General features: G+C 65.8%; 11 protein-coding genes. 5 read left to right on the forward strand and 6 right to left on the reverse strand.

Annotation, left to right across the window (positions count from 1 at the left end; translation table 11 throughout):
- Positions 1–538 precede the first annotated feature (538 nt).
- On the reverse strand, positions 539–766 hold the full coding sequence (locus E0493_RS22595) for a hypothetical protein (RefSeq protein ID WP_160939527.1): 228 nt from the start codon (positions 764–766) through the stop codon (positions 539–541).
- A gap of 178 nt (positions 767–944) precedes the next feature.
- Positions 945–1,517, reverse strand: coding sequence for a MarR family transcriptional regulator (locus tag E0493_RS22600; RefSeq protein WP_160939528.1), 573 nt, complete (start codon positions 1,515–1,517; stop codon positions 945–947).
- 338 nt (positions 1,518–1,855) lie between these two features.
- Here E0493_RS22600 and E0493_RS22605 point away from each other — a divergent pair, with 338 nt between their 5' ends.
- Both E0493_RS22605 and E0493_RS24035 read left to right on the forward strand, forming a co-directional pair.
- Positions 1,856–2,563 (forward strand): ParA family protein, encoded by a 708-nt coding sequence (locus tag E0493_RS22605; protein ID WP_160939529.1) that lies wholly within the window; start codon positions 1,856–1,858, stop codon positions 2,561–2,563.
- A gap of 41 nt (positions 2,564–2,604) precedes the next feature.
- Positions 2,605–2,832, forward strand: coding sequence for a ribbon-helix-helix domain-containing protein (locus E0493_RS24035; RefSeq protein ID WP_367614579.1), 228 nt, complete (start codon positions 2,605–2,607; stop codon positions 2,830–2,832).
- Positions 2,833–2,998: 166 nt separating this feature from the next.
- On the opposite strand, the gene E0493_RS23645 is transcribed toward E0493_RS24035, so the two are convergent.
- Genes E0493_RS23645 through E0493_RS23655 form a run of 3 tightly spaced genes read right to left on the reverse strand, consistent with a single transcriptional unit; the run spans position 2,999 to position 3,976 of the window.
- The gene (locus tag E0493_RS23645; RefSeq protein ID WP_235913994.1) at positions 2,999–3,613 is read right to left on the reverse strand and encodes a helix-hairpin-helix domain-containing protein; all 615 of its coding nucleotides are present in this window, start codon (positions 3,611–3,613) and stop codon (positions 2,999–3,001) included.
- The gene (locus E0493_RS23650; protein WP_235913995.1) at positions 3,576–3,779 is read right to left on the reverse strand and encodes a hypothetical protein; all 204 of its coding nucleotides are present in this window, start codon (positions 3,777–3,779) and stop codon (positions 3,576–3,578) included. Before E0493_RS23650 ends, E0493_RS23645 begins: the two co-directional genes overlap by 38 nt.
- Positions 3,776–3,976, reverse strand: coding sequence for a hypothetical protein (locus tag E0493_RS23655; protein WP_235913996.1), 201 nt, complete (start codon positions 3,974–3,976; stop codon positions 3,776–3,778). The genes E0493_RS23650 and E0493_RS23655 overlap by 4 nt, the downstream gene beginning before the upstream one ends.
- A gap of 308 nt (positions 3,977–4,284) precedes the next feature.
- On the opposite strand from E0493_RS23655, the gene E0493_RS22615 reads away from it, so the two are divergent.
- From E0493_RS22615 to E0493_RS22625, 3 genes are all read left to right on the forward strand, one after another.
- The gene (locus E0493_RS22615) at positions 4,285–5,097 is read left to right on the forward strand and encodes a hypothetical protein (protein ID WP_160939530.1); all 813 of its coding nucleotides are present in this window, start codon (positions 4,285–4,287) and stop codon (positions 5,095–5,097) included.
- A 472-nt stretch (positions 5,098–5,569) separates the two neighbouring features.
- Positions 5,570–7,711, forward strand: a complete 2,142-nt coding sequence (locus E0493_RS22620; RefSeq protein ID WP_160939531.1) for an AAA family ATPase — start codon at positions 5,570–5,572, stop codon at positions 7,709–7,711.
- Between the two features lie 32 nt (positions 7,712–7,743).
- On the forward strand, positions 7,744–8,838 hold the full coding sequence (locus E0493_RS22625; protein WP_160939532.1) for a 5-methylcytosine restriction system specificity protein McrC: 1,095 nt from the start codon (positions 7,744–7,746) through the stop codon (positions 8,836–8,838).
- Positions 8,839–8,912: 74 nt separating this feature from the next.
- Here the strand turns inward: E0493_RS22625 and E0493_RS22630 are convergent, their stop codons facing one another.
- Entirely contained in the window at positions 8,913–9,827 is a 915-nt protein-coding gene (locus E0493_RS22630; RefSeq protein WP_160939533.1) for a hypothetical protein, read from the reverse strand.
- Positions 9,828–9,889 lie beyond the last annotated feature (62 nt).

Genomic DNA, 9,889 nt, shown 5'->3' on the forward strand with positions numbered 1-9,889 from the left:
GCCGGACCACAAAAGATGCAACAGAACCGACCACCTGGAAGGCAGGGAAAACCTGCTTTTTCAACGGCCGATCGCCATTTCAGGCACGCTAACCTTTGATTAGCGTGTGTAGGACGGCGCTGAGCACAGAGTGCCACAATTCGCCTGCCCCGAAGCGCCTGCGATGCCAGTCCGGCAGCGAAGGCACGGGCTCCGCCAGGGTCGGCCTGTTGCTGTAGCGCGCACAGCGCAGCCGCGTAATCATCCGGCGGAGCGGCGTCACACCGGGCACCAGGTGCCAAACGGCCAGTGCACCAATCCGCGGCTTGGTGCTGCGTCCGCAGCCACACATCACGTGCAGTTGCCGTGTTTCCGGGAGGTCGGCGTACCGATGGAAGCCATCGATCGCCTCGTCCGCGATGCGCTCGTGTGCCCGTAACAAGCGAGCAGTCTGGGTTTGGAACTCCTTGCCCCGGATACGCGCCGGCCCGGCGACCGGGGCCTGGAGATTAGGAATGGGACCAACGGTAAAGGCCGGGGAAAAGGCCATCGCTGCTGCTCAGGCCAGTTGCAGTCGTGCTGCCGCCAGTGCGTCCTGGGCCGCCTGCAGTGCGATCAGCGGCCGCTGGGCTTGCCGCTGGCCGGCGGCATCATCGCGGTCCAGGTCGTCGATCTGGCCTTGGGCCGCATTCACGCTTTCGGTGAGCGCAGCGTGCAGGTCTGTCACACGCTCCTGGAGCAGCGCGCACTTGACTGGCGGAGTGTCCGTCAGCCAGTCCGTGACCATGGCCTCTACTGCGCAGCCGACGCGATCAGGATCGGCGGCACGCTGCGCTAGTTCGACTAGGTGTTGCAGGGCGCGGGTCTCGAGAGAAGGCGGGCGCGGGGGTCTCTTCGCCCTCGGGGTCTCCAATGGCGGAGAGGTAAAGTCGGAACAGAAGAAGAACAAGTGTGGCTGTTGCTGACTAGGTCGTCGCCGCCTCCCCTGCCCCAGCTAGCCCCCATTTCACCAGCAGGGCCTGCCGTTCGGCCTCCGCGATCGGCGGCGGTGCTGGCCATTCGGCTTCCTCCTGAGCCTTGTTTTTAGAGTCAGATTCTAAGGCTTGCCGGTTTCCGGTATCGCTTGCCCAGGTGGGGGGCGGCCGAAACAGGTAGGCGTTGGTGGCCTGCACCCACCGCCGCCCCTGCGCGGCGCCCCGCTGGACGCGCAGCAAGCAGCCGAGCGCCTCCAGGCGGTCCAGGGCGTGCTGCACGGTGGAGCGCGCCAGCCGCGCTTCCTGGGCGATCTGTGCCAGCGCCGGATCGCAGGCCCCTGCCCTCCCCCAGCCGCGGTAGAGCAGCGTCCAGAGCACGCGCAGGCCGGTGTCGCGCAGCGCGCCACCGTGACGGCCGGAGCCACGGCAATGGGTGGCGCGCTCGTATCGGCGGGCGGCATCCATGATCCGCAAGCGGTCGGTATGGCCGAGCCGCTGGCGCTGCCACGCGGCCACGGTGACGGAGCCGCGCCGAGTTGAGCGCGGACGTTGGGGGATAGACATGGCTCTCCTTTCGGAAAGCCCCTGCTGTTAGGGTCCGTTCAGTCCAGCCGGTCCCGTTCGCAAAAACGGCTTGCGTTCGGAAGAGCGGCGCCGGATGATGGGACACCACATCGTCTCATCCGGCTAGTCTGGTTGATCGGAGCCCCTGTCGTTCACTCGGCAGGGGCTTTCTGATTCTAGATCACGGCTGTTGTGCCTCGGGTTGCGATTGGGCGAGCCTAGTGTTGAGCGTTCAATGGCGCAATTAACTCGTTGTCCTCAAACGGAAACTCATTCATGTCGACATGATACCATGTCTACATGTTGAATACTCCAGCACCGCTATGCTGCGGATCAGATTGACGTTCCTGCAGAATGTCGGCATGTCGGCGTGTCGACATGTTGGGATGATGGAAATGCACGTTGTAGCGCTGATGAGCCAGAAGGGCGGAGCTGGGAAGTCGACTCTGGCCGTTCATCTGGCGACCGAAGCGACCTCACGAGGGACAAAGACCCTCCTGCTGGATCTGGACCCTCAGGGAAACCTGACTAATTGGGCGCAACGCCGAGGGGACGCGGCGCCAGACGTGGATGCGATCCACGCTTCGAACCTAGCACAGACTCTGAAGGATGCCCGGGCCGAAGGTTACGACCTCGTCTTCGTGGATACGGCCCCGAATGCCGACCGCACCACGATGCTGGTCGCCCAGACTGCCGATCTGGTGGTGAGCCCCTGTCAGCCAGCACAGTTTGATCTCGATGCCCTAAACGCGACCGTTGACCTCTGCTTAGCGCTCAAACGACCCGTAATGGTGGTCATTAATGCCGCCCCTCCTCGAGAGAACTCCAGCGTCGTGGCTGATGCGGTGGCTGTGGTGAAGGAGACAGGCGCCGAGGTTTCGCCGGCCGTCATCTCCTACCGGGTCGCCTTCCGGCACTGCCTCGCCAACGGCAGCACGGCAGCCGAGTATGAGCCTGGAGGCAAGGCTGCTCAGGAGGTGGCACGTCTATACGACGACGTGTCGACACGTCTACACGATGACATGTCTACGCGTCGGGGTGTCTGATGGCTCTGCGCTCACGCCCTAAACTGAACCCTCTCCCCAGAATGGCGCCAGGCACCGTGGCCGAACCGCCAGTGCCGCAAAAGGCCCCCGTCCCCCCCTCACGTCAGGGGAAGCGCCAGGTGGCCTTCTTCGTGGACGCAGAGACAAAGCGGCAGCTAGACCGTCTTGGTCTGGATGAGGGTAGACGGCTCCAGCACCTCATGACCGAGGCGGTCAATCTCCTGTTCCAATCGCGAGGCATGGCACGGATAGCGGAGCAGAAGGACTGACAGCGCATCGACATGTCGACACGCATGCGTGCCGACATGTATTCATGTCGGAATGTCGTCATGTCGATGTATCGACGTGGTAGAGCAGGAAAGGGCCATCCGCCCTCCCCTCTGTCTCACGTCGCTTCATAATCTCTGCGCGGAGAATCCGAGCCCCCTCAAAGTGCTAAAGCCGCTGTGTGGCTTCCCTACCTCGTGCGCCCCTCAGCGGAAATCCCGGCTGGCCGGCCGGCGCCCGTGTGTCCTGGCAGCCCAGCGCCTCCAGCTGCGGCCGCAGCAGCGCCAGCGGGTGCCGCCCGAGCATCAGTCCGAGCGCGGTGTAGTCCTGCATCACGGACTGGCCTTCCGTCTCCGCCAGGAGCGCGGGCTCCAGCTCCTGGATCAGCGGCGGCTCACCACCGGTCACCAGACGAAGCAGGGGAGGGGGCTCGGCCTTCACCGCCCGAGCCGCCCAGAGTGCCGCGCGACGGAGCGCGGCGCGGCGCGTCACCTCCTCCGGCGTGGCAAAGGGCGCACCATTGCCAGCCCGCCGCACCCTGACCAGGCGCAGTTCGTCGGCGGCGGCGAGACCGGACGCCATTCGCAGCCCGAGCCGCAGTGCATAGCCCTCGGCACTCTGCGATGCGGACTCCAGCGTGCAGTCCCAGTCGCTGGCATTGACGTCGAGCGGCCGCACCAGCACGCCATGCTCGCGCGCGTCACGGACGATCGGCGCCGCCGCATAGAACCCATCGGCTGCGAGTTCAGCAGGGCGGAGGCGAACACCGTAGGGTGGTGGCATTCAGCCAGGCCGAGGCATAGGCGAGATGGGCAAAGGAGGCGGCATGGCTCTCGGGAAAGCCGTAGGCGCCAAAGCCCTCGATCTGCTGGAACACCCGCTCGGCGAGCGCCGGGTCATAGCCGCGCCGGACCATGCCGCCGACCAGCTGTTCGCAGTGCTCCCTCAAGCCCTGAGTGTGCTTGAAGGTCGCGTGGCGCGGCGCAGCCGGTCCGCCTCCTCCGGGGTGAAGTTGGCGGCGACCATGGCGACCCGCATCGCCTGCTCCTGGAACAGCGGCACCCCGAGGGTACGGTCCAGCACAGAGCGCAGCTCGTCCGGCCGGCCATGCGCGGGGGAAGGGGCGGGGTAGACCGGCTGCTCCAACGGCGCAGATAGGGATGCACCATGTCGCCTTGGATCCGGCCAGGACGGATGATGGCGACCTAGATTATAGTCCGTCAAGCTGGGCGTGGAGCCGGACTAGGCAGATCCGGGCTGGACCGTGTTCCTCCTGCTCCGCTGTCTCGGTCTGGTGTGATCGCTGAAGCAGCCTGAGGACCTCCGTCGGCGGGACAGTCTGCGGCGGGTCTTCCAAGGCTGCTTAGGCTGGAGAAATGAGAAACGCATTTTTCGCTTGCCTCCAACCTCCGACCAGATCAAAGGTGCGTTCCGCATTTTCTCGATGAAGTCAGATGGCAACGCGATCTCCGAAGGCCGGCACGAAGACGGCGGTCAAGACTACAGGCGCTAAGGCTCCTGTTAAGCGCGCTGGACGGGTATCCGCTCCGGCGCCTACGGCCAAGAAGCCGCGCTCTGCCTCGACGGCTGCTAAAAAGCCTACCTCTGGCAAGGCCATTGCCGCCAAACTGACCCAGGGCGCAGCAAACAAGCCTACCAAGAAGGCAGCGCCGCAGCGCGTGATCGTGGGCTGGAACGAGTTCGGCCGGAACGGCGGCAAGCTAATCGTGGACATCGATACGAGCGGTTTGGCCGGATACCTGGCGTCGCCTTCTGGGGCTAGGCAGGTCCGACTCCGCCCAGCGTCTAAGTGGCCGAAAGCCACCAAGATGGTGCGAAAACAGCACATCTTGCTCTTCGACGAGTACAAGAAGTACCGCTCCCAGGTGCGTGCCCTGGTCGCGATCGGCACGATATTCCTGATCAAGTCGAGGAAGTCTGCAGTTCTTGTCGATCGCGCCCGCGAGTTCGACTCCGCGTTGATCGACGCAGAACTCGAACACCTGAAGTATGAGGGCGCCTTGCTCTCGGTCATGAAGTCGCTTGCCTCGAACGAGGCGGTCCCGACGATCGCGGAAGCTCCGTCGGAGGACGATCCCAAAGAACCCGTCGGCCCCTATGAACGGCTTCGAAGGGCGGCTGAGGACGTGCGTAGCACGATGCCTCATGTCCATGAGACGGTGAAGATGGCCCTCGATGCTCGTTCCATCGAGGGCCAGTACGCTAACAACAATCCCCCGGACGAGGATGACCTGGAGCGGTACTGAGGGTCGGCAGCGGAGGGGCGGAAGATCACTCTCCTGCCCTTCCTGGGCCTCTCAGCGCCTGCCTGGACCTGCACCGGCGGCGCATCCAGGGCGACCAGGTCATTCAGGCTGCTGAGCAACTACTTCTGCTAAGCGCCCACACCGGCCATCCGCTTCGCGAAGTCGCCCTCCCGAAAGCGGACGTGGTCGCCCGCACGCCGTACGGCCGAGTTGAGCAGGCAGCAAAAAGCTGGAATCGGCTCCCCACGACCCCGGATCACCTGTTCAGGACCGCGCCGGGCGCGGATCGGCCGGCCCCGTTGCCTTCACTCGCCGTCCGATTGGCCGCTCTCCCGGCGTCACGGACCGCGCGACATGATCTCCGGATCGATTCGTGACGACCGGACGCGATCCATCCGCTGCCGGGCACTTGCACGGCCGCCTCGGAGCTGACGGAAATGGGGCGGGCACGAGCATCCACGGAGCAGCCGCGTTGAGTTTCACCTGGATCCCCTTCTACGAGGACTTGGCGCACCGCCTCCTGGACTGGGAGGACCGCCAACCGGATCTGGTCGCCTTCCTCGAGCGCCTTCGAGTCGCGGGGCTGCCCGCGACGCCAGTGAATGACCGCGACGTTACCGGGGCACGCGTGCTACTGCGCGAGATCGACCCCTTCACCTTTCTCGGCGCCTGCAACCGAACGCTGCGACACGAGCAGCGCCTTCTCATCGCTGGGGAGATGGGCCGCTTGCTCGGCACCGCCGTCCCACCCCCCTCCGACTTCGACGGCATTCCTGTGCTGAACAACCAGCGGTCCTGGTTCTTCTCCTACGCCGACGAGCGGCAGCCGACCGACGTTCCGGCGCTCTGGCGCAACTTCCGTTTGGCGCTGGGGCAGTCGCCGCTAGAGGACCCTGCGTTCGCTGCGAGCTTCGACGCCGCGCTCGCGGTCCGCGGCGTGAACGTCAATTTGACGATGGGCCTCTTCTGGATCCGCCCGCGCGTTTTCCTCAATCTCGACTCGACGAACCGCGCCTACCTGGGCGAGGACCTGCCGCGGGGCGGCCTTTCCTTCGAGGGCTACCGCGAAATCCTCGCCCGCGCCGCCGTGCGCTTCCCGAGCTTCCCCGACCTGTCCCTCGCGGCATGGCGACGCGCAACCGAGGAAGGGGGGACGCCACCCGCCGCGGAGCCGGCGCGCCCCTCGGCTGAACCGACTTACTGGATGGTCGGCGCCTTCTGGGACGGCAGCGATCCTCCGGACCAGACCGAGCGGTTCCGGCAGGAGGGAATCTGGGAGAACGGCTACACCGACAAGTACCTCGACGAGGTCCGGAGCATTGCGGTCGGCGACCGCATCGCGATCAAGGCCGCTTTCTCGCAGAAGTCGGGCCTGCCCTTTGACGCCGGCGGCCGCACGGTCTCTTGCATGGAGGTTAAAGCGGTTGGGACAGTCGTGAAGAACCGCGGCGACGGCCGGGTCGTTGAGGTGGAGTGGGAGGACCGGCCGCCGCCCGGCCGATGGTACTTCTACACGTCTAGACGGACGACATGGCGTCTCCGCCGAGGGCACCAGTCCGAGGAGTACACCCGCCGCTTGATCGACTTCGCCTTCCGGGGGGTGCCCCAGGACTATGAGTGGTTCCGGCAACGATCTTGGAATGAATATACCGCACCCGACACCGTCGTGCAGGACGACCCGGCAGGAGAGGACGAGCCGGCGCCGCGCGGACCCACGCTGCGGCCCTACGCCTTGGAGGACATGGTCGCGGAGGGAGTCTTCGTTCCTCAGGAAGACCTCTCGCGCGCCCTTGACCGGCTTCGCTCGAAAAAGAACCTTATCCTTCAGGGGCCACCCGGGGTCGGCAAGACCTTCCTCGCCCGTCGCCTCGCCTATGCGCTGATGCAGGAGGAGGATCCGGCGCGGGTCGAAGCCGTGCAGTTCCACCCCTCCTACGCCTATGAGGATTTCGTGCGCGGCTACCGCCCTGTGTCGGGGAAGGCTGGCACCTTTGCTCTGCAAGACGGGGTTTTCCACCGCTTCTGCCAGCGCGCGGCGGAGGACCCAGACCGCGACTACGTCTTCATCATCGATGAGATCAACCGCGGCAACCTCGCTGCGATCTTCGGCGAGTTGCTCATGCTGCTCGAGGCCGACAAGCGTGGGCCCGACTTCGGCGTGCCGCTCGTCTATCAGCACGACGAAGAGGAGGAGCGCTTCCACGTCCCGCCGCGGCTCCACGTCATCGGCATGATGAACCTCGCCGACCGGTCGCTCGCCATGGTAGACTACGCGCTGCGTCGCCGCTTCGGCTTCCTCACGCTCCGCCCCGCCTACCGGAGCGACGCTTTCCACGGTTGGCTCACCGAGCGGGGGATGGACGCGGCCCTCGTCGAGCGTATTGTTGAACGCATGGTCGCGCTGAACGAGGTGATCGCTGCCGACCCGCTCCTCGGCGACCACTACGAGGTCGGCCACAGTTTCTTCTGCCCGAAAGGCCGGGACTTCTCCGGCCTCGACCGCGCCTGGTTTGAAGGCATAGTGGAGACCGAGATCGCGCCGCTGCTGGAAGAGTACTGGTTCGACAACCGCGGACGCGCGGAGGAGGCTCGCGGAGCGCTGCTGGCCCCGTGATCAAACCCTCAGTACTAAGCGCGGAGGACCGCGTGGAGACAGGGGCCACGACGCTATCGGGCATCCCCATCCGCAACGTCTGGCACATGCTCCTTTACGCCTGGGGCGAGACCGCGGCGGTGGAACGGTGGCGGCGGGAGGCCGAGGCGGCGCCGAGCCTCGACGCGCTACTCGCCTCCGTCCTCGCCCGCCTCGTTGAGCAGCGCCTGCGGGCCGGCCTTGGTCGGGGCTACGAGGTGGAGGCTGCCTCCATCCGCGGCATCCGCGGGCGCGTCGACTTCGAACAGAGCCTCAAGACTCTCGAATTTGAGCGCGGGAAGGCTTACTGCCGCTTCCACGCCTTCACCGCGGACATTCCGCGGAACCGGACGATCCGCGCGGTCCTCGACCGCCTCGCCCAGGCCGGTGCGTTCGGCCCTTCATCGGGGCGCGCGGCGGCGCTGCGCCAGCGGCTCCGGCGGCTCGTCCGCGACCTCGACGGGATCACTCCCGTCCCCCCGCGCCAGGGGGTGGCCGCGCGCGAGACAACCGGGCGGAACGACGGCGACTACCGCCTCATGCTCGCGATCTGCGAGCTCGTGCTGCGGCGGCAGATGCCGACCGAGGCGGGCGGAGCCGGCAGTCTCGGGCTCGACCGCGACACCCTCACCCTCCATGCCGTCTTCGAGCGGTTCGTCGCGACCTTCCTTCGAGCGCGCCTGTCCGGCTGGCACGTGCAGCCGCAGAAGGTCCTCGCGTGGCCGACCTCGGGCACCCTGCCCCTTCTGCCGACGATGCAGGCCGACCTCGTCCTACAAGAGGCCTCGACGGGCCGGATTGTCGTGCTCGACACGAAATTTACGGCCGCAAGCCTCGTCGCCAACCGCTTCGGCGGGCATAGGCTCGACAGCAGCCACCTCTACCAGATCTACGCCTACCTCCGCTCTCAGGAGGAGGTCTCGGCCGCGCACCGCCGCGCTACCGGCATCCTCCTCTACCCCGCGGCGGCCTGGCACCTGTCCGAGAGGATGGAAGTCCAAGGTCACCTCATCCGGGTCGAGACGGTGGACCTCGCCCGGCCATGGCCGGAGGTCGAGAATCGGCTGCTCGCGGCCGTCCGCGACGGGGAGGAGGGCGGCGGGACGTAGGCCCCCTCGCGCTCGAGGACAGAATCCGGCCATCTTGCGGGTCCTTCCCGGCTCTGCCGCTCCCGCCTTGGGGGTTAGGTACCAACTCGCCGACGCGGCTGCGGGCCAAGGCCCCAAATTGCCAGCACTTCGGGCATCACCTTCGGCTCGGGTTCTGTGCGCTCGAGTTCCAGGAGTGCCGGGGCAATCTGCTTGGTGAAATCCTCAATGCTGATGAAGCGCTGCATCCGGTTCTGCTCTTCCGGCGTGACGCTGGTGACAGGAAAGGGGCGCTCGCCAGTGCTGACGACGGGCAGGCGCATGTCACGACGCTGCAGGAAAAGACCCGAAGCGACATGGCCGAACAAAGCGTCCCGCGCGTCGCCGTCCATGCCTAGGAGCCAATGCACCAGGAACTCTGTTGTCGCGGCACCCAGGATCCCCGCGCGGCAGAGCATCGCTTCGCGCACGGCGTCTTCCTCCAGCATGTCCTTCAGCGGCCAGAGGAGACGGCAAACGCGCGGGTCGCCCAGGTGAAGCAGTGCGCCGAAGGTGGCGCCAACATTCAGGGGAGATCCATGCTCAATCCAAGCGATGACCTCGCGCACGCGACTCATCGGATCGCCGTTCGTGATCGGTGCGAGGCTGACAAAGTCGATGACCGCCGTCGAGGTGATGCCGCGGTCCGCCTCGCAAGCCACGAACGGAAGGTAGACATTGGCCGAAAACACCGAGGCTTCTTGTTGGTGCCCTTTGACGTGCTGGTACACCGCCCGCCGCAGCGGGAGTGGCATGCCACCCTCGGTTGCCATCCCGCGATAGAGCTCGAACAAGTCTCCAACCATGCCGCTATCGTTGTAGGCACCGTAGCGGAGGATCTCCCCCAGCAGCAGATCCGGCGCGGAACTGTAACCTACGATGCGGTCCGCCGGATCCGGTGTCTGAAACAGCAGCCGGACCCATGCGTCGTGATCCTGCGCAAACTGAGGTACCCAGTCGACGTCGCTCATGTGGGTCTGCTTCCTCCGGTGGTCACATCAGCCTAAGAGCGTCTAACAGAACCTGGAACCGG

Source organism: Teichococcus coralli, from assembly GCF_009829925.1.
Lineage (GTDB): Bacteria > Pseudomonadota > Alphaproteobacteria > Acetobacterales > Acetobacteraceae > Pseudoroseomonas > Pseudoroseomonas coralli.

Bases quoted from the DNA above. Each gene is read 5' to 3' on its own strand.
- E0493_RS22595 (WP_160939527.1), bottom strand. From the start codon at position 766: ATGGTCACGGACTGGCTGACGGACACTCCGCCAGTCAAGTGCGCGCTG.
- E0493_RS22630 (WP_160939533.1), bottom strand. From the start codon at position 9,827: ATGAGCGACGTCGACTGGGTACCTCAGTTTGCGCAGGATCACGACGCA.
- E0493_RS23645 (WP_235913994.1), bottom strand. From the start codon at position 3,613: ATGCCACCACCCTACGGTGTTCGCCTCCGCCCTGCTGAACTCGCAGCC.
- E0493_RS22615 (WP_160939530.1), top strand. From the start codon at position 4,285: ATGGCAACGCGATCTCCGAAGGCCGGCACGAAGACGGCGGTCAAGACT.
- E0493_RS22600 (WP_160939528.1), bottom strand. From the start codon at position 1,517: ATGTCTATCCCCCAACGTCCGCGCTCAACTCGGCGCGGCTCCGTCACC.
- E0493_RS24035 (WP_367614579.1), top strand. From the start codon at position 2,605: ATGGCGCCAGGCACCGTGGCCGAACCGCCAGTGCCGCAAAAGGCCCCC.